Origin of the sequence: Streptacidiphilus jiangxiensis (assembly GCF_900109465.1) — a bacterium.
GTDB lineage: Bacteria > Actinomycetota > Actinomycetes > Streptomycetales > Streptomycetaceae > Streptacidiphilus > Streptacidiphilus jiangxiensis.
The window spans coordinates 15,875-34,106 of the sequence record NZ_FOAZ01000008.1; the positions used below are offsets into that span (position 1 = coordinate 15,875).

Below are 18,232 nucleotides of genomic sequence, written 5' to 3' on the forward strand. Positions count from 1 at the left end.
CAGGGGCGGAACAAGGTACGATCCGTGCAGCGATCCATAACCCTGGAGTTATCCATGGAGCTGCGGGACATCGAGATCTTCCTGACGCTGGCGCAGGAACTGCACTTCGGCCGCACCGCCGAGCGGCTGCACGTGTCGCAGGCCCGGGTCAGCCAGTCCGTCGCCAAGCAGGAACGGCGGCTCGGGGTGGCCCTGTTCGACCGCACCAGCCGGAGCGTGAGCCTGACGCCCGTAGGGCGGCGCCTGCGGGAGGACCTCCAGCAGGCCGTCGACCTCCTCCACGAGGGGCTGGCCCGTGCCGAGGCGGCCGGTCCGGGCGCGGGGCGGACGCTGCGGCTGGGCGTCTTCGGCCACGCCGGGCACGAGCTGCGCCCGCTCGTCGACGCGTTCCGCGCCCGCTACCCCGGCAGCGACATCCAGCTCAACGAGATCAACGGCAGCGACGCGTTCACGGCCCTGCGCGCCGGGGACACCGACGTCAACGTGCTGTGGCTGCCCGTTGCCGAGCCCGACCTCACCGTCGGTCCCACGGTGCTGACCGGGGGCCGGGTGCTGGCCGTGCCGACCGGGCATCCGCTCGCCGTGCGTGGCGGCGCGACGCTGGAGGATCTGGCCGACCATCACGTCGTCGACCTCGGGCCGGACGCTCCCGAGTACTGGGTCGCGGCGATGGTGCCCCTGCGCACGCCGAGCGGACGCCGCGTTCCGCGCGGGCCGGCCGGGCGGACGTTCCACGAGATCCTCTCGCTGGTCGCCTCCGGACGGTGCGTCCACCCGCTGGGCGAGATCGCCGCGCGGTACAACAGCCCGCCGGGCATCGTCTTCGTGCCGCTGCGCGACGCGCCCGAGCTCCAGTACGCCCTGACCTGGCGTTCCACCGACGACAGCCCCGCCGTCCGGGCCCTGGCCCGGACCGCCGCCGAGCTCGGCCCGATCACGCTGTGAGCGGGCCGGGCTCGGCGGGCACGGGCGTTACGACGCGTCGCCGGCGCCGACCTTGCCCGCCCTGACGGCGTCGGCGAGGTAACCCCGCACCCGCTCGCGGGCGTTCTCGCGGACGTGGGGGCCGTGCGTGAACGCGGCCACCTGGTAGTCGAGCTCGCCGAGGACGTGCGCGGTGCGCCGGTTCAGGGCGATGTCGCTGCAGAAGGCGCGGACGCCGAAGCTGAGCTTGCGCACGTTCCAGATCGAGTCGCCGGTGATCAGCACCCCGGTGTCCTCGTGCAGCAGCGAGACGTGCCCGGGCGTGTGGCCGGGGGTGTGCACGACCCGCAGTCCGCCGGCCACCGGCAGCACGTCGCCGTCGGCGAACTCCTCGCCGACCACCACCGCCGGGAAGTCCTTGCCGGGCTTGGACATCCGGGTGAGCAGCCGTCCCATGAGCGTGGCCTGGTCCCGGGCGGGCGCCTGGCCGATCCGGGCGTAGGGGGCGTCGATCGCGCTGATCGCCACTCCGTCCAGGCCTGCCTCGGCGACCAGGTTGGCGGCGTTGCCCGCATGGTCGCCGTGCGCGTGCGTCAGCACGATGCGCCGCACGTCCTGCACGGACTTGCCCATCGCCGCCAGCCCGGCGGCGGTGCGGGTGGCCGAGCTTTTCACTCCGGTGTCGACCAGCGTCACCCCGCCGTCGTCCTCGACCAGCGCGTAGATGTTGACGAAGTCGAACGGCGCCGCCGGAATGCGCCAGAAGTTCTTCGCGACCTCGTAAGCAGCCTGATGTCCCACGGTGGTTCCCCCAACCAGTAGTTCAGTCACTCCAGTGGAGCAGAACCGGGCCGGTGCGGCCAACGGGGATTCGGGGATGGGGGGTGGAACGGCGGGCGACGGGCGGGGTCAGCGTGCGGGCCACAGGGCGGTGAGGAGGGTGTGGACCTGGTCCGCGACGTGGTCCGGGCCGAAGCGGTCGGGGTCGGTGAGGGCGACGCGGCCGAAGTGCTCCGCGCAGGCGACGAGGGCGTGGGCCAGGAGTTGCGGGTCGAGCGCGGTGCCCTCAGGGTCGCAGTGCTCACGGTCGGCCAGGACGGCGGTGATCCAGGCGGCGACGCGGAGTCGGAAGCGCCCGCGGTCCGCCTCGACCCGCTCCCGTACGACGGCGGGCATGTCCCCCGGCGGCGCCAGGATGAGCCGCCAGGTGTCGGGGTCGGCGCGCAGCATCGCGGACATCCGGCGCACCGTCCCGGCCGCGAACGCGGCCGGATCCCCGAGGTCCACCGCGTGGGGCAGCGTCTTCAGGAGGTGGCCGAAGGCGCGGGACTGCTCGCGGTCGAGCAGGGCGCCCAGCAGGGCGTCGAGGTTCTCGTAGGCGCCGTAGACGACCGCACGGGCGACCCCGGCCCGCTTGGCGACGGCGTCGACGGAGATCCGGCCGTAGCCGTCGCTGACGATCACGGCCAGCGCCGCGTCGAGCAGTTGCTCGCGCCGCTCCGGGAGCGGGACGCGCGGGGCGTACGGGCGCCGCTTGCGCGGCGTCGACGGAGAGGTGGGCGCAGACACCTTGGCAGTTTACGACATCCGTGTCTTAATTTACGACAGCAGTGTCGTAAACGGCGCCGGCGGGCGCCCCGGAGGAGCGGACGCATGTCGAAGCAGAGGCGGCACGGCGCGGTCGAACCGCACGAGGACTACGGCTTCTTCGGCCCGGGCTCGGTGGTCTGGAAGGTCTGGGGCTATCCGACCTCGCTCACGGTCGGCTTCCAGCGGGCCGTGGTGGTGGAGGAGTTGGACCCGCCACTGGTGGCCGCCGTGCACCGGACCCAGGGCATCTACCAGCGCCCGCGCACCCGGTACGACCGGACGCTGCGCTACTTCGCGATGGTGGCCTTCGCCGGCACCCGGGAGGTGTGCCGGGCCGCGGACGTCCTGGTCAAGGTCCACTCCAAGGCCGTCGGCCAACTCCCCTACAGCGAGGGCACCTACGACGCCAACGACCCCGCCTCGCAGCTGTGGATCCAGCTGACCGGCTGGCACTCGATCCTCTACGCCTACGAGCGCTACGGCCCCGGCAGGCTCACCGAGGCGGAGGAGGCGGAGTACTGGGAGGCCTGCGCGACCGCCGCGGAACTGCAGACCTGCTCGCCCGACGACGTCCCGCGCACCCGCGAGGGGGTCCGGGCCTACTTCGAGCGGATGCGTCCGCAGCTCTCCGCCAGCCCGATCGCCCGCCAGGCCATGAACCACCTGCTCCGCACCGAGCTGGTGCTGCCGCCCACCCCGCTGTGGGCGCGGCCGGCGAGCATGGTGGTCGCGCGGGCGCAGCGGATCGCCACGATCGCGACGCTGCCGCGCTGGATGCGCGAGCTCGCCGGGATCCGGCAGTCGAGGCTGCTGGACGCGCTCGTCGTGCCGGTGATGAAGGCGTCCTTCGCGCTCGCCCACCTCAGCCCGCGGCTCGAACTGCGGCTGCTGGGACGGCTCTCGCCGTCGACGGTCCCGGTGGTGGCCCCGATCAAGCTCGACATCCCGCCACTGCGCGACGAGGTGCTGACCCCCGCCGAGGCCCGCACCCGCCACGGCTACCCCAAGCCCGCGGAGGCCCACCTCGACCTCCGCGCCCGCCAGGCCACCCGTGTCCTGGGCGAGGGCAGGGCCCCGAGTGAGCAGGGACTCCTCGAGTCGCAGGAGATCCTCGGCCCGCTCACATCCTGAAGCCGCCTGCTTCTCGAAGCTGCTTACTTCCCGAAGCTGCTTACTTCTTGAAGAAGAGCACCAGCTCGTACCCGTCGGGGTCGAGCAGGGAGAACTGGGTGCCGCCGCCGGGGCGCTTGACGGGTTCGCTCGCGGGCGTGTGGCCCGCGTCGATCAGGCTCTGGTGGGCGGCCTGGAGGTCCTCGACCTTGATGTGGACGGCCGGGCCGGAGGGGGTCGGGACCGGTCCGCCGTCCGTGGCGGTGAAGGTGATCCAGAACCAGTTGACGTAGCAGGTCGCCTGCGCGTCGTCGCGCTTGCCCACACGGAAGCCGAGACTCTCGTAGAAGGCCACCGTGCGGTCGAGATCGGCGACCGGGCAGGTCAGGCCGGAGACGCTGCTGAGCTTCATCAGGACTCGGGACTGCGTCGTGCTCATCTTCGGTGTGCTCCTTGGCTGCTGGGGTTCGGTGCTTCGGTGACTCCATGACAGCCGTTCCGGGCTGCCGCCACGAGGCCGACGGGACGGCGTGGGACAGTCGGAACGGCCGTGAGCAGCGACGACGGCGCCCGGAAAACCCGCGGCGGCGCGGGACGCGGCCCTCAGCGCGGTGCGCCGGGCTTGATCAGACCGGACTCGTAGGCGGCGCTTGACGGCAGTTGGCCCCCTACGGCGTCACCGCCCAGCCCAACGGCGGGCGGCTCAGCAGCACCGTGCTGGCCATGGACGGGCTCGCCACGGCGCTGACGCTGATGCTGGTCGCGGTCGCCGGGCTGGGCGTGCTGAACACCGTGCTCCTCGACACCCGCGAGCGGGTCCGCGAGCTCGGCATCCACAAGGCGCTCGGCATGTCGCCCCGGCAGACCGTCACCATGGTGCTGACCTCCGTCACCGGCATCGGGCTCGTCTCCGGCCTGGCCGGCGTCCCGCTCGGCATCGCCCTGCACGACGACGTCCTGCCACGTATGGGCGCTGCGGCGGGCACCGTCGTCCCTCCCGCGGACCTGGCGGTCTACGGCCCCCGGGTGGTCGTTGCGCTGGTGCTCGGCGGCTGCCTGACGGCGACGGCCGGCGCCGTCCTCCCGGCGGGTTGGGCCGCGAGGCTGCGCACCGCGACGGCCCTGCGCACCGAGTAGCCGCTCGTCCGTCTTCACCGCCGCGCAGTTCGTCGTGCCGACGCTGCTGCGCCCGTACTACCTCCCGCCGCGCACCGAGGCTCTCCGCCTGGACGTGACGACGCTCGGCCACGCCGACAGCGTGCTCTTCTCCGGCACCACACTGACCGTCGGGTCCGGCTCGCTGCCCGACGCCTGGGTCATCTCGACCGGCCCGGCCGTCGACGCGTCCGGCCACGCCCCCGACCCGGGTGTCCTCTCCGGCTGCCTCTTCCCGGGGCACTTCGACGCGACGCCGGCCTGTCTGGCCCGTCAGGACCTCCACGTCGAGGCCGACTATCAGCCGGGTGGCCGCTACTGGGCCATCCAGGCCGCCGAGGCGGCTCTCTACGCCGTCGGCGCCGGCCTCTGCGTGGGGTCGTGCTTCGTGGGGATCCGCCGCCGCACCGACTGGGCGCGGGTGTCGGTGCGGGTGTCGGTTCGTGGCGGTCAGGCCGCGGCCGGGACGGGGGCCTCCCAGAGGTAGTCGTCCAGGTCGGTGAAGGCGCCGAGGGTGCCGGTGACCGCGAGGCCGTGAGGGCCGGTGCCCTCGGGGGAGACGCCCGCGTCCTTCGCCAGCGCGCGGCGACGGTAGAGGCCGAGCTTGACGGGGCTCTCCTCGGCGGTGGCGAACTCGACGTACATGGGGCCGAAGCTCTTGCCCACGGCCAGACCGTGCTCGACGTAGAAGCGCTTGCTCGCCCCCACGTCGGCGACGCCCAGCAGCACCACGAACTGGTCCACGTGCTTGGTGGCGGGGCCGGTGTTCTTCTTCGCCGAGGTGGCGATCTTCCAGACGTTGCCGTCCGGCGCCTGCACGGTGCCGCCGTAGCCCCACATCGACTTCGACGCCGGCTTCAGCGCTGTGGCGCCGGCTTCGAGCGCGGCGCCGACGAGGGCGTCGACGTCGGCGGGCTGGGCGACCACCAGCGACAGCGTGAAGCCGCGGAAGCCGGTGGAGGGCGCCTCGGCGGCGCGCAGCCGCAGCCGTGCGCCCAGGCCGAAGGCGGCGGAGTAGAAGCGCTGCGCGGCCTCGGTGTCGGCCACGTCGAGGGTCACGGATGCGATGGTGCTCAGGTCCTTGGAGGTCATGACAGCAACGCTAGTTCTCGCCCACCCGCGGGGGCTTCTCGAAAACTGCTCGGTGCGGCCGCCCCCCGGAGGGAGCGGCCGCCCGCTTGCTTCGGCCGGTGCGTCAGTCGGTGATCGCCAGGTACAGCCAGCCGCCCGCGGTGCTCACGTTGCCGAGGTTCGTGCGGCCCGCCAGGTAGGCGGCGTCGATCCGGTACGTGCCCTTGGGGAGGTTCTGCGCCACGGTGACGGAGGCCGTGCCGTTCGCGGAGATCCTGGTGCACGGCGTCACGCCGAGGTCGTGCCACGCGCCGCCGGAGTAGCGCTGCAGGTCGAAGACCACGCACTGGCCCGGCTCGCGCGGGGTGACCTGGGCGGTGAGGACGGGCTTCGCCGCGCGGTGGTACTCGCGGACCCACACGCTGCCGACCTTGACGGAGCGGTAGTAGCCCTTGAGCGCCTCCTGCAGACTCACCCGGTCACCGATGTGGCGCGTGGCCGTCGCGGGGGCGTAGTGGTCGTCGCCGCCGAAGACGGCGGTGAGGGTGGTGTTGTGCCAGGCCCGGTAGCGGACGGCGAGGTCGCCCTGTGCGTCGACCGCCCCGGTCGCGAGCAGGGTCCGGGCGCCGCCGTAGGGCTGGGCGTAGACCGAGACGGTGCGGTCGGCGGAGGCCGTGCCGAGGTGTGCGGTGACGGTGGCCCAACCGCCGTAGGCGTAGGTCGTGGCGTCGGTCGTCACGGTGAGCGTGGTCGCCAGGCGGGCGACGGTGACGCCCGTCTGAGCGGTCGTCGGCTGGTGGGTGCCGTCGCCCCCGTAGTGGATCGTGTAGCGGGCGGCGCCGGCGACCGGCGGGGTGTCCGTGAACGAGAAGGAGCCGTCCGCGGCGACGGGGACCGCCCCGACGGCCGTCCCCGCCGGGCTCGCCGGGTCGGTGCGGGTGACCATGACGGTCTCGCCGGTCGCGATCGCGGCGATGGAGTTGAGCCTGCCGTGCACGGTGACGGCCTGGCCGAGAGCGACCCGGGCGGGCGCCGTCAGGGTGATTCGGGTGACCGTCCACTCCGGGTGGTCGAGCGCGCCCACGGTCGCGGCGGTGGCCGTCGCGTTGCCGGTGACGGTGAACAGCTTGCTGTCGTCCCCGGCCCAGGCGACGCCACCGTCGTCGAGGGCGCCGCTCCTTCTGTTCGGCGGGAAGGCGTAGGTGTTCAACGGGCGCGAGCCGCCCGCCGCGAAGACGTCGATGTCGGTGCCGGGGACGGCGCTGCCGCGGACCGGCGCCGCGCTGGTGAAGGCGACCGCCCCGTCCTCCGTCGCCCAGACGCCCTTCAGCGGGCCGGTTCCGGCCGGAGCGTGGTAGGCGCCGACGGGGGTGAGGTCGCTCGTGCGCAGCACGGTGCCGTCGGCGAGGACGATCCGCTGCCCGTTCGCGGTCACCGCGAGGGCCGAGGCCCGCCCGCTCGGGGAGCCCAGATCCGGCACGTCGCCCGTGACGACCGGCTGGTGCGGCAGGGTGCCGCCGGAGACGTCGTACAGGGACAGGTTCGGCGTGCCCGCGGTCGTCGTGGCCCAGGCCACAGCGAGCAGGCCCTGCGCTGTCGGTTCGGCGCTCAGCAGGTCCGCCGGGAGGGAGGTCGCCGAGAAGGAGGTCCACGAGCCCGGCGTGACGGGGTCGACCCCGGCGATGCCCGTCTCCCAGCCCCGTACGTCGTCGAGGCGGGCGTTGAACCAGAGCTTGCCCCCGCTCATCGCCATGGTGGTCCGCGCCGTCCTGGTCACGCCGGTGTCCAGCACGTGGGTCCGGGCGAGTGTGGCGGTGTTGACGGTGGCGATCTCGAGGTGCGGGTTCGACTCCGCCGGATCGAGGTTTCCGTTGAGCGCCACGTACAGGGCCCTGCTGTCGGGCGACAGCACCATGGCACCCGCCCCCGGCTCGGCCAGGGTGGCCAGCGGGGTGCCGGAGAAGTCGGTCATGTAGACGTTCGCGCCGTCGCTCAGGAAGACGTGCCGGTGGACCTGGTCGACGACCATGGCCTGCAGCTTTCCGGCCGCCAGCGGCAGCGTCGCCGTGGTCGCGGCCCCGGCGGCCGGCGCCGCCGCGCCGACGAGGCCGGCGACGGTGGCGACGGCCGCCGCTCTGAGCAGTGTGTTCGCTCGCACGAAGCGTTCCCCCCTGTTGCTGTGTCGTACCTGTGTCGCACGGTAGCTCACAAGATCGACTTGAGGGGCGATCAATTCTCTTCTGCGGACGGCACCATGTCCGCTCAGCCGACGAGCAGCTCCGCCTTCAGCCAGTGCAGGTCGGCGTCGGAGAGGCCGAGGCCCTGGTGCAGGTAGGCGTCGAAGGAGCCGTACTTGGCGTTGACCTCGTTCAGGCCGGCGTCCAGGTAGGACTGGTCCACGACCAGCAGCGGCTTGTAGACGGCCTGGTAGGCGGCCGGCAGGTGGGACAGGGTGGCCTGGATCATGCCCGCGTTGTAGTCGTTGCTGGCCAGGTAGTCGGCGTCGACGGTCTGCTGCGGCACGCCGAGCGCGGTGAGCAGCACGGCGCTGGCCCAGCCGGTGCGGTCCTTGCCGGCCGTGCAGTGGTACAGGACGCCGAGGTTCCACGGGTTCTCGATGCCCTTGACCACGGTCTGGTAGGAGGACTGCGCGCTGGGCAGGTCGACCATGCCGACCTCCGCCTGCTGCATCATGGCGACGGCGGCGGCCGGGCTGCTCGGCATGGAGCTGAGGCCGCCCAGGTTGCCGAGGACGTTCTCCTGGACGTCGGTGGCGCCGGCCGGCACCTGGTCCGGGGAGGCGCTGCGCTCGCTGTCGGTGCGCAGGTCGTAGATGGTGTGGATGCCGAGACGCTGCAGCTTGGCGAGGTCGTCGGCGGTCAGCTTGGAGATGTCGCCGGAGCGGTAGACCACGCCCATCCGCACCCAGGAGCCGTCGCTGGTGCGGTAGCCGCCCGCGTCGCGGAAGTTGGGCGCGCCGGCCAGGTGCAGGCTGCGGTCGGCCAGGGTCAGGCCCTCGCCGCGGCTCGGCTGGAGTCGGAACCACCAGCGGTCGGCCTGGCCGAGACCGGTGACGGTGACGCTGTCGGTGCCCTGGCCGTGGGCGACGGCGTGGCGCTCGTCGATCTTCCACTGCGAGGTGCCGGCGTAGACGGTGACGCCGCGCAGGTCGGCGTCCGAGGACCAGGAGACGGTGAAGCTGCCGTCGGCGTTCTGGGTGACGTTCGCGGCGGTGAAGGGGATCGGGTGCGCCCGGTCGATCGCGTGCGCGGTCGGCTGCGCGCCGTGCGCGGGGGCGGCCTGCGCGGGCGCGGCGACGGCGCCGAGGCTCAGCGCGGTGGCGGTCGCGATCACGGCACCGGCGAGACGGAGGGAGCGCTTGGGGGTCTTCATGGCGCCGGACGCTAGTGCTGACACGTGTAAAGCCGGGTGGCGCACGAAAGGCGTCCCGGTGACATGCGGATGAAGAGATCGGAGGGCGGCGCCGGGCGCGCCATCATGGGCGGATGGCCAGGATCGACTACTTCCGCGACCCCGCCGCGCCGCGCGCGAACTCCGTGGTGCCTTCGGTGGTCGCGGTGGTCCGCAACCTCGCGGGAGAACTGCTGCTGATCCACCGCACCGACAACGACCTGTGGGCGCTGCCCGGCGGCGGCCACGACATCGGCGAGCGGATCGTCGACACCGTGGTCCGGGAGGTCGAGGAGGAGACCGGCGTCCTCGTCGAGGTCGAGGGACTGGTCGGCCTCTACACCGACCCCGACCACGTGATGGCCTACGACGACGGCGAGGTCCGGCAGCAGTTCTCGATCTCCTTCCGCGCCCGGCCGGTCGGTGGTCGGCTGCGCACCAGCAGCGAGTCGAAGGAGGTCCGCTGGGTCGCTCCCGCGGACCTCGACGCCCTTCCGATCCACCCGTCCATGCGTCTGCGGATCGACCACGGCCTGAGCGAGAACCGGACCGAGCCCTACCTCGGCTGAGGGCCGACGACTGTTCCCTGTATGTCCGCGCTTGCCCGTGGTTGCTCTCGAGGACGCCGAGAAAGACCGCCACCCACCGGCGACAAGGTTCGTGGGCATGTCCTACGCTCGCGTGCGTGCCACCGCGCGCCTGCCGGTCCCCGTCGAGCGGACCCGGGCGTGCCGCGGCCGAACTCAGCTTCCGGTTGCAACGCCTCCGGTGGCGCCTGGACGTGCAGGTCTTCGCCAACGGCAGCTGGCAGGACGCCGGTTCGCAGTTCTTCGCGGTCTCGTCGACCGGCCGGTGTGCCGTGGTGCTGCAGGCTCCCGGCCGGGCCGGGATCCAGGCGCGCGTGCGGACGGACTACCTCTACGGGCAGTCGGGCGACACCGTGAACGCGTCCGTGTACGGGTCCTGGACGTACGTGTACTTCAGCAACTAGGCACTGATCAACCGTTGTTGCCGTTGCCGTCGCCGCCGCCACTGCCGTCGCGCAGGGCGGCGGCGACGGTGTTGAGCTGGGACTGCCAGGAGTGGAGCGTGGCCGGGTCGACGGCCTGCTGGTGGCCGAGCTTGCGCAGGATCTTCTGGGCGTCGCGGACCGACTGGGCGGCGTCGTCCCGGCCTTGATTGGACTGGCCCTGGTCGGAGAGGGCCTGCGTCGCGCTGTCGAGCGCGTCGAGCAGGTCCTGCTGCTGACCGGAGGGCAGGTCGGCGGAGTCGACGGCGGAGCGCAGCGCCGCGAGGGTGCTCGCCGGGTCGGTGGACTGCGGGGACGGAGTGGTCGACGTGGCCGCACCGGACCCGGGCTGCGACGTCACGGTGGCGGAGGGGGCACCCGCGCCCGCCGCCGGGGTCGACGGTCCGGACGGGCCGGACCCGTACGCCACGGCCGCGACCACACAGACGAGGGCGACGCCGACACCGGCCGCCAGCAGCGCCGTGCGCCGTCGGCGCGGTGCGCCCAGGGGTGCGACGGGCGCGGGGACGGATCCGTCCAACGGCGGCATCGCCATGGTCTGGTTCAACGGGGCCCGGGGCATCGGCGGCAGCCAGGTGGTCGCCGCGGCACCGGCTCCCCCCGCCATGTCGGCTCCGCCCGCCGGCGTGGCGAAGCCCGCGGCTCCGGTCAGGCCCGCCGGTACTCCCGTCGTGGCCGGTCCGCCGTGGCCGATCGCGGCCAGCAGCTCGGCGCGGGCCGTGGCCGCGTCCGCCGGGCGGTGTCCCGGCTCCTTGGCCAGCAGCCGCAGCACCGCCGCGTCCAGCGCGGGCGGGAGGTCGGGGCGCAGCGCGGACGGCGGGGCCGGACGGTCGCTGACCTGCTTCCAGGCGATCTCGACGGGCGTCGTGCCGTCGAAGGGAGGGCGGCCGGTGAGCATCTCGGTGAGCACGCAGCCCAGCGCGTACAGGTCGGCCCGCCCGTCGACCGCGGCGGCGGTCGCCTGCTCCGGCGCGAGGTAGGAGGCGGTGCCGAGCACCGAGCCGGTGCCGGTGAGCTGGGCGTCGTCCGCGCCGGCCTTGGCGATGCCGAAGTCGACGACCTTCACCTCCCCGGTGTGGGCGACCATGATGTTGCCGGGCTTGATGTCCCGGTGCACCAGCCCGGCCGCGTGCGCGACCTGGAGCGCCTCGCACACCGCGGCGGTGATCGCGACGGCGCGGTCCACGGGCAGGCGCGGCGTGTCGGCCAGCAGCTCGGCCAGGGTGCGACCGTCGACGAGCTCCATCACCAGGTAGGGCGTGCCGTTCTCGTCCGTGCCGGAGTCGAAGACGGCGACGATCGCCGGGTGCAGCAGCATCGCGGCGTGACGGGCCTCACGGGCGAAGCGCTCGGCGAAGCGGGGGTCCTGGGCGAGGGCGGGGTTCATCACCTTCACGGCGACCGGGCGCCCGAGCACCCGGTCCAGGCCACGCCAGACCGTGGCCATCCCGCCGGTGCCGAGGGCGTCGTGCAGCTCGTACCGTCCGTTCAGCAGCCCACCCTGCACCGGTTCGCTCTCCTCACCCCGGGCCGGAGCCCGGATTCGCGCGTCCCGGAACCCTAACCGGTCGGGGAACGGTCGAGGGCCCGGACAGGTCGGCTGTCCGGGCCCCACGTGCGTGTCGGCGACGGTCAGTCGCGGCGGTCGACGATCACCACCTCGAACTCCTCCAGGGCGATGACGTTGAAGGGCACGTTCGAGGTTGCCTTGGCCCGCGCGGCGGACTGGGCGCTGCGGGAGGCGACCAGGGCCTCGTGCGTGGACCACAGGGTGCCGACCGAGCCCATGCCGGTGCGGCGGTCGGCGAGGAGGGAACCACCCACGAAGCCGGGCGTGGCCTCGAAGGCGGGCAGACCCGCCGTACGGAACTGCTCGGCCATCCTGTCCAGGTGGTCGGGCGGCATCTGGAAGCGTCCGAGGCGGAAGCCCGCGCCCGCCTCGACCTGCATGTTCGGCGTGAAGGCGAGGACCTCCAGCGTCATCATGGAGAGCGACGACGCGAAGGGCGCCAAGAGCTCGCCGCGTCGCTGCTGCAGGTGCTCGTTGCTGCTCTGGGAGTCCTCCAGGGTCTCCCACCAACTGCCCATGGCGATCTTGCCGATCTCACGGTCGGCGAAGAGCCCGTAGCCCCGGTAGCCCGGCTGGTCGGAGAGCAGCTTGACTGCTTCCACCAGCAGCCCGTCCAGGGCCTGGTCGATCTTTCCCGGATCGCCCGTCACGTAGGTGGTGCGTACGTACATGACCGGCCCCCATTCCTGTTGACGACTGGGTTCCTGTCTATGACGCTCCTCCGCTGACCGGGGCATCGCAAGCGCTGGTCAGCGCTGGGCGCGGAGGCGTGCTTCGAGGCCGTCGAGGAGGGAGCGCAGGCCGAAGGCGAAGGTCTGGTCGGGGGCGGAGCCGTAGTCCGCGCCGTGCTCGGCGGCGTCGGGGGTGTCGAGTCGGGCGCGCAGCCGCGGGTACTGCGAGGCGACCTCGCGGGCCTGGGCCATGCCCTCGGCCAGCCGGGCCTCCGCGTCGCCGGACTCGTGGGCGAGCTTGCGCTGCAGTGCGGCCGCGGCGGCGGGGCCCAGCGCGTTGCCGAGGACGAAGGTCAGCACCGCGGCGGAGGCGCGGTCCGCCTCGTCGGGTGTGAAGCCCGCGTCCTCGTACAGGCCGAGCAGGTGGTCGTCGTGGCGTGCCTTGCCGGGCCCGAACGTCAGGTACGCGCCGAAGGCCTGCACCAGCCACGGATGGTCGGCGAGCATCCCGTGCACGCCGACGGCCATCGCCTCCGCCGCGGCCCGCCAACCCGCGCGCCCGGCGGGGGCCTGCGGCAGGGGGAGTTCGGACCAGACGTGGTCGCCGGCCAGGGCGATGAGGTTGTCCTTGCTGCCGACGTGCCAGTAGACGGCGGTGGCCGCCGAGCCGAGGCGCACGCCGAGGGCCCGCATGTTGAGGCCCTCCAGGCCCTCCTCGTCGAGGAGGGCGACGGCGGCCCGGACGATCTGGTCCCGGGTCAGGGTGTCGCGCGGCATGCCGCCCACGATAGGACATGCCGCGCGACGACGACCGCTACGACAGCAGGCCGTCGTAGTCCGGCAGCTTGAAGGTGGCGTCGGCGTAGCCGCCCTCCAGGTCGGTGGTGTTGTTGCCGACGTTGGCGACGATGTCGTAGCCGTCGGCCACCAGCTTCCTGCGGGTGTCGGTCTTGAAGGTCTGGATCGGCTCCAGCAGCTCCAGCGGGTCGCGGCTGTACAGGCCGTCGATGCGGTAGCCGACCGAGTCGAGGTTGAACTCGGTGACCCAGTCGATCAGTTCGGGCCGGGCGGTGACGAAGAGGACCTTCACGCCGTGCGCGGATGCGTACTGCGCCAGCTGCAGCACCGGCGGGGTGGCCGGCGTCGGGTAGGTGCCGGGGTTGTAGTAGGCGGCCAGCGCGGTGTTGTCGATGTCGAGCACGACGGCCGGCGTGCCGGTGAACGTGCCGGCGGCGACGCGCTGCTGGAGGTAGGCGAGCGCCGGGGCGGTGGCGGCGGTCGCGTCGGCCAGCCACTGGGCGTAACCGGGGGCGGCGCTGGTCGTCGTGGTGGCGCTCGCGGCGGCGCGCACGGGGGCGGCGCTCGCCGTCGGGGCCGCGGCGGCGGCCAGGGCGGCCAGCACGGCGGTGGCGGCGACGACGGTGACGGGACGGCGGATTCCTCGCACGGGAACTCCCTTGTCTGGAGGTCTTGCAGGACGTGGACGCGGGCTGTGAGGGGAACCCGGCACGACCCTGCTCGTCGCAGGGGAACTCCAGGCGGCGGCGAGGTGACCAACTCTTGTTCTGTGCATGGCATTTACTGGCGAGTAGCTATTGGCTCCGGGTGGCGAGCAACTGCAGCTCCCGGAACTGCCGCTTGTCCGTGGGCTTCGGCTCGCAGAGCAGCCGGGCCGTCTCGTCCAGCCCGGCCCCGCGCAGCAGGCCCGACAGGTGGTCCGGCGACCAGCGGTACGCCGTCGCGACGGTGTGGTCGAAGGACTGCGTGGGATTCGCGGCGTCGTCCGTGGCGAAGCAGCTGAGCAGCAGCTGCCCGCCCGGCGCCAGCACCCTGGCGAACTCCGCCAGCAGGAGCGGGAGGTCCTGCGGCGGCGTGTGGATCACGGAGTAGCGCGCCAGGACCCCGCCCAGGGCGCCGTCGGCGATGTCGAGCGCGGCCATCGAGCCGACCTCGAACCGCTGCTCCGGATGGGCCTCACGGGCCAGCGCGATCATCGCGGCCGACGCGTCGACGCCGAAGGCCCGCAGACCCAGCCCGTGCAGGTGGGCGGTGACGTAGCCGGGGCCGCAGCCCAGATCGGCGACCTCCCCGCCCCCGTCGGCCCGCACCAGCTCGGCGAAGGCGGCCAGCAGGGCGCGTTCCAACGGCCGGTCGCGCAGCGAGTCGTGGAACTGCTGCGCGTAGCGGACGGCGACGGCGTCGTAGGCGTCGCGGGTGGCGGGGAGGGAGTCGAATCCGGTCACCTTCGGGACCGTAGCCGACGTGACTGACAACCAGTCGGCTACCGCTGCGCCGCGCTGCCCTCCTCGCGGTTCTTCGCCAGTACGGACAGCAGCTCGTAGCCCACGTGCGCGGCGGCGATGCCCGTCAGCTCGGCGTGGTCGTAGGCCGGGGCGACCTCGACGATGTCCGCGCCGACGATGTTCAGCCCGACCAGTCCGCGCAGCGTGTGCAGGAGTTCGCGGCTGGTGAGGCCGCCGGCCTCGGGCGTGCCGGTGCCGGGGGCGTGGGCCGGGTCCAGCACGTCGATGTCGATGGAGACGTAGACCGGCCCGTCGCCCAGGCGTCGGCGCATCCGCTCGACGACCGAGGCCACCGTCGCGTCCTGGTAGTCGTCGGCGTGCACGACCTGGAAGCCGAGCACCCCGTCCTCGCGCAGGTCCTCGCGCGAGTACAGCGGACCGCGGATGCCGACGTGGAGACAGCGGGCCGGGTCCAGCAGACCTTCCTCCGAGGCCCGGCGGAACGGCGTGCCGTGCGTGGTCGGCTCGCCGAAGTAGGTGTCCCAGGTGTCCAGGTGGGCGTCGAAGTGGACGACCGCGACCGGCCCGTGCTCGGCCGCGACGGCGCGCAGCAGCGGCAGGGCGATGGTGTGGTCGCCGCCGATGGTCAGCAGCTTGGTGCCGCCGGCGCCGAGCTCGCGCGCGGCCAGCTCCACGGTCTTCATCGCGTCGGCGATGTCGAACGGGTTGACCGCGATGTCGCCCGCGTCGGCGACCTGCTGGGCCGCGAACGGGGAGACGTCGAGCGCGGGGTGGTAGGGGCGCAGCAGCTTGGAGGAGGCGCGCACATGGGCGGGGCCGAAGCGCGCGCCGGGGCGGTAGCTGACACCGCTGTCGAACGGGACGCCGACGACGGCCACGTCGACATGGTCGACCTCGTCGGCGCGCGGCAGCCGCGCGAAGGTGGCGGGGCCGGCGTAGCGGGGGACGCGGGTCGCGTCGATCGGGCCGACGGGCTGGTCGCTCATCGTGCCTCCTCCAAGGGGGTGGTGACGGATCGGTAGAGGTCGGGTCGGCGGTCGCCGAGCACATCGTTGTGCTCGCCGAGCCTCTTGTCGCGCGCGGTCGCCAACGCGCAGTCGGCCAGCAGCAGGTCCGCGCTCTTCTCGGTGGCGGGTCCGGCGACGGGGAAGCCGTCGAGGTCGACGATCACGGAGCCGCCGGTCCACGGCACGCCGCGTTCGGTCCCGGCGCGGTCGCAGGCGGCGACGAACATCCGGTTGACCGCCGCGTTCGCCTGCACCCGGACCACCTCCGACGGCCGCTCGCCCGCGGGCCGGGGAAAGAGCGGCCAGTTGACCGGCACGCAGAGCAACTCGGCGCCGCGCAGGACCACGGTCCGCACGTACTCGGGGAACTCCTGGTCGTAGCAGACCATCACGCCGATCCGACCCACCGACGTCTCGACGACGGGCGGGAGTTCGTCACCGGCGACGAAGAACTCCTGTTCCCCGCCGAAGAAGTGGGCCTTGCGGTGGACGGCTCGCAGGCCGGTCTGGTCGACGAGGACGGCCGAGTTGCGGATCAGACCGTCCCCGTCGCGCTCGCAGAGCCCGCCGACGATCACCAGCCGGTGGCGCCGGGCCGCCGCGGTCCAGTCGGCGACCGTCGGGCCGTCCAGGGGCTCGGCCGCCGCCGCGGCCTCCGCGGCGTCATGGAAGATGCAGCCGCTGTTGGTGAGTTCGGGCAGAACCACGACCTCGGCGCCGGCGGCCGCCGCGCGCTCGATCGCGTCGCGGGCGGCGGCCCGGTTGGCCTCGGGCTCGCCGATGCGCAGGGTCAGCTGCGCGCAGGCGATTCGGGTGGTGGTGCTGTCGCTGTCCAGGAAGGCCATCTCACACCGCCAGCGGGTGACCGTCGGTGGCCTCCGGACCGTCCGCGTCCTCGCCCTCCAGCTCGCGGTCGCTCGCGGCGATCGCCTCCGCCTCGGCGTCCAGGTCCAGGCCGCGGGTGAGCGCGTAGTACAGCGCGCCCGCCACCACCAGGCCGACCGCGAAGGAGATGTCCGCCCCGCCCAGCGCCTTGGCGACCGGGCCGGTCCAGAAGGAGGTCGCGAAGAACGGGACCATCGCCGCGAAGCCGACGGTGTAGGCGGTCAGGCCCTGCCAGGACCAGCGGCCGTAGATGCCGCGCGGGTCGAAGATCGCGGTGATCGCGTAGTGGCCGCGGCGCACGAAGTAGAAGTCGACCAGGTTGACGGCGGTCCAGGGGATCAGGAAGTAGAGCATCAGCAGCACGAAGTTGTTGAAGTTGCCCAGGTAGTCCGCGGGCAGCGCCAGCGCGACGGCGAAGACGACCAGCTCGATCACGACGATCCCGGCGACGCGCGACTTCACCGTCGGGCGGACCGTGCGGAAGGCGTCCACCGCACTGGTGGAGGTGAGCATCGCCCCGTACGCGTTGACCGCCATGATCGAGATCAGCGCGAGCGAGGAGACGACCACGGCGAAGGTCCCGAAGCCCGGCAGGATGTCGTTGCCGACCTGTCGCAGACCCGCGATCGCGTCCGGGTTCGGCAGCGCGGAGGCCAGCAGTGCGCCCAGCGACATCAGCCAGACGGCCGAACCGGCCGCGCCCAGGTAGGTCCACCAGATGACCTTCTTCGCGGGCACGTCCTTGGGCAGGTAGCGCGAGTAGTCCGAGACGTAGACGGCGTAGCTGATCTGGTAGCCGGCCGCCGCCGAGAAGACCACGAGGAACGCCGTGAAGCCGCCTCCGCCCGAGGAGGCCGCGGCCGTGTGCGGGTGCAGGTGCACGACCGCGCCGACGGTCAGCACGCCGAAGACGACGATCAGCACGTAGGTGAGCCAGCGCTGCACCGCGTGCAGCAGGTCGTGCCCGACCACGGCCAGCACGATCGCCAGGGCGATCAGCAGCGCGTACCAGAGCGTCGTCCCGCCCGGCAGGACCGTCCGCAGGCCCTGGGTGGCCAGCACGACGTTGAAGACGTTGAAGCCGATGTAGACGAAGACCACGGCCGCGAACGGCACGATCGCGCCGCGGATGCCGAACTGGGCCCGCGACTGGATCATCTGCGGCAGGCCCATCCGCGGGCCCTGGTTGGCGTGGAAGGCCATGAAGAAGGTGCCGAAGCAGGCGCCCAGCACGACGGCCAGCACCGACCAGCCCAGGCCCAGCCCCAGGGCGGGACCGATGAAGCCGGTGACCATGGTGGTCAGCACGAAGTTGCCGGTGAACCAGAACGGGCCCTGGTGCCAGACCTTGCCGTGCCGCTCGCGGGCGGGGACGTAGTCGATGGAGCGGGTCTCGATCAGCTGCTGCGGTCTGTGCTGCTGCGGTTCACGTTCGGGCTGCTGGTCCATGGGGCCCTCCTGGGTGGCGGCGGAGGCGGGTGGTAGCAGGAACCTATGCGGCCCCCGCGCCCCGGACGATGGCTGTCGGGTCGATTCTCGGCCCG

Annotated in this window: 20 protein-coding genes; 6 read left to right on the top strand and 14 right to left on the bottom strand. The window is 72.8% G+C overall.

Translation table 11 applies throughout. From position 1 onward, the window contains the following. The first annotated feature begins 54 nt into the window (after positions 1-54). On the top strand, positions 55-945 hold the full coding sequence (locus BMY61_RS16640; protein ID WP_042447731.1) for a LysR family transcriptional regulator: 891 nt from the start codon (positions 55-57) through the stop codon (positions 943-945). A 27-nt stretch (positions 946-972) separates the two neighbouring features. Here BMY61_RS16640 and BMY61_RS16645 read toward each other — a convergent pair whose 3' ends face one another. Both BMY61_RS16645 and BMY61_RS16650 read right to left on the bottom strand, forming a co-directional pair. Continuing rightward, entirely contained in the window at positions 973-1,725 is a 753-nt protein-coding gene (locus BMY61_RS16645) for an MBL fold metallo-hydrolase (protein ID WP_052438701.1), read from the bottom strand. 108 nt (positions 1,726-1,833) lie between these two features. Then, the gene (locus tag BMY61_RS16650) at positions 1,834-2,493 is read right to left on the bottom strand and encodes a TetR/AcrR family transcriptional regulator (protein ID WP_042447735.1); all 660 of its coding nucleotides are present in this window, start codon (positions 2,491-2,493) and stop codon (positions 1,834-1,836) included. A gap of 84 nt (positions 2,494-2,577) precedes the next feature. On the opposite strand from BMY61_RS16650, the gene BMY61_RS16655 reads away from it, so the two are divergent. Continuing rightward, positions 2,578-3,645, top strand: coding sequence for an oxygenase MpaB family protein (locus BMY61_RS16655; RefSeq protein WP_042447738.1), 1,068 nt, complete (start codon positions 2,578-2,580; stop codon positions 3,643-3,645). 40 nt (positions 3,646-3,685) lie between these two features. Here the strand turns inward: BMY61_RS16655 and BMY61_RS16660 are convergent, their stop codons facing one another. Next, the gene (locus BMY61_RS16660) at positions 3,686-4,063 is read right to left on the bottom strand and encodes a VOC family protein (RefSeq protein ID WP_042447741.1); all 378 of its coding nucleotides are present in this window, start codon (positions 4,061-4,063) and stop codon (positions 3,686-3,688) included. Between the two features lie 221 nt (positions 4,064-4,284). Between BMY61_RS16660 and BMY61_RS16665 the strand changes: the two genes are divergently transcribed. Together BMY61_RS16665 and BMY61_RS16670 are read left to right on the top strand one after the other, a co-directional pair. Beyond that, positions 4,285-4,761 carry an ABC transporter permease gene (locus tag BMY61_RS16665; RefSeq protein ID WP_052438702.1) on the top strand — a complete coding sequence of 159 codons (477 nt, stop codon included), beginning with the start codon at positions 4,285-4,287 and terminating at the stop codon, positions 4,759-4,761. A gap of 34 nt (positions 4,762-4,795) precedes the next feature. Beyond that, positions 4,796-5,266, top strand: a complete 471-nt coding sequence (locus BMY61_RS16670; protein ID WP_042447743.1) for a hypothetical protein — start codon at positions 4,796-4,798, stop codon at positions 5,264-5,266. Here BMY61_RS16670 and BMY61_RS16675 read toward each other — a convergent pair. The 3 genes from BMY61_RS16675 to BMY61_RS16685 all read right to left on the bottom strand — a co-directional run bounded on the left by BMY61_RS16675 (position 5,230) and on the right by BMY61_RS16685 (position 9,243). Beyond that, positions 5,230-5,856, bottom strand: a complete 627-nt coding sequence (locus BMY61_RS16675; protein ID WP_042448048.1) for a VOC family protein — start codon at positions 5,854-5,856, stop codon at positions 5,230-5,232. The genes BMY61_RS16670 and BMY61_RS16675 overlap by 37 nt on opposite strands. 118 nt (positions 5,857-5,974) lie before the next feature. Continuing rightward, complete coding sequence (locus tag BMY61_RS16680) at positions 5,975-8,008, bottom strand: hypothetical protein (RefSeq protein WP_042447745.1); 2,034 nt, start codon at positions 8,006-8,008, stop codon at positions 5,975-5,977. Positions 8,009-8,112: 104 nt separating this feature from the next. Further along, on the bottom strand, positions 8,113-9,243 hold the full coding sequence (locus BMY61_RS16685; protein WP_042447748.1) for a tyrosine-protein phosphatase: 1,131 nt from the start codon (positions 9,241-9,243) through the stop codon (positions 8,113-8,115). Between the two features lie 113 nt (positions 9,244-9,356). Here BMY61_RS16685 and BMY61_RS16690 point away from each other — a divergent pair, with 113 nt between their 5' ends. Beyond that, complete coding sequence (locus BMY61_RS16690) at positions 9,357-9,830, top strand: NUDIX hydrolase (RefSeq protein ID WP_042447750.1); 474 nt, start codon at positions 9,357-9,359, stop codon at positions 9,828-9,830. A gap of 116 nt (positions 9,831-9,946) precedes the next feature. Next, the gene (locus BMY61_RS16695) at positions 9,947-10,252 is read left to right on the top strand and encodes a hypothetical protein (protein ID WP_143094387.1); all 306 of its coding nucleotides are present in this window, start codon (positions 9,947-9,949) and stop codon (positions 10,250-10,252) included. A 7-nt stretch (positions 10,253-10,259) separates the two neighbouring features. Here BMY61_RS16695 and BMY61_RS16700 read toward each other — a convergent pair whose 3' ends face one another. The 8 genes from BMY61_RS16700 to BMY61_RS16735 form a co-directional block, all read right to left on the bottom strand. After that, the gene (locus BMY61_RS16700) at positions 10,260-11,798 is read right to left on the bottom strand and encodes a protein kinase domain-containing protein (protein ID WP_052438703.1); all 1,539 of its coding nucleotides are present in this window, start codon (positions 11,796-11,798) and stop codon (positions 10,260-10,262) included. 125 nt (positions 11,799-11,923) lie between these two features. Then, the gene (locus tag BMY61_RS16705) at positions 11,924-12,532 is read right to left on the bottom strand and encodes an antibiotic biosynthesis monooxygenase (RefSeq protein WP_042447755.1); all 609 of its coding nucleotides are present in this window, start codon (positions 12,530-12,532) and stop codon (positions 11,924-11,926) included. Positions 12,533-12,610: 78 nt separating this feature from the next. After that, positions 12,611-13,309, bottom strand: coding sequence for a TetR/AcrR family transcriptional regulator (locus BMY61_RS16710; protein ID WP_042447758.1), 699 nt, complete (start codon positions 13,307-13,309; stop codon positions 12,611-12,613). Between the two features lie 37 nt (positions 13,310-13,346). Beyond that, on the bottom strand, positions 13,347-13,979 hold the full coding sequence (locus BMY61_RS16715; protein ID WP_063773249.1) for an HAD family acid phosphatase: 633 nt from the start codon (positions 13,977-13,979) through the stop codon (positions 13,347-13,349). Positions 13,980-14,124: 145 nt separating this feature from the next. Continuing rightward, positions 14,125-14,775: a class I SAM-dependent DNA methyltransferase gene (locus BMY61_RS16720; protein ID WP_042447761.1), complete on the bottom strand. Its 651-nt coding sequence runs from the start codon at positions 14,773-14,775 to the stop codon at positions 14,125-14,127. Between the two features lie 38 nt (positions 14,776-14,813). Beyond that, positions 14,814-15,782, bottom strand: coding sequence for an agmatinase (gene speB, locus BMY61_RS16725; protein WP_042447763.1), 969 nt, complete (start codon positions 15,780-15,782; stop codon positions 14,814-14,816). Continuing rightward, positions 15,779-16,648 (bottom strand): nitrilase-related carbon-nitrogen hydrolase, encoded by an 870-nt coding sequence (locus BMY61_RS16730; RefSeq protein WP_042447766.1) that lies wholly within the window; start codon positions 16,646-16,648, stop codon positions 15,779-15,781. Before BMY61_RS16730 ends, speB begins: the two co-directional genes overlap by 4 nt. A gap of 1 nt (position 16,649) precedes the next feature. Next, a complete protein-coding gene (locus BMY61_RS16735) occupies positions 16,650-18,137 on the bottom strand; it encodes a purine-cytosine permease family protein (protein WP_042447768.1) in 1,488 nt (495 codons plus the stop codon). Between the last annotated feature and the right edge of the window lie 95 nt (positions 18,138-18,232).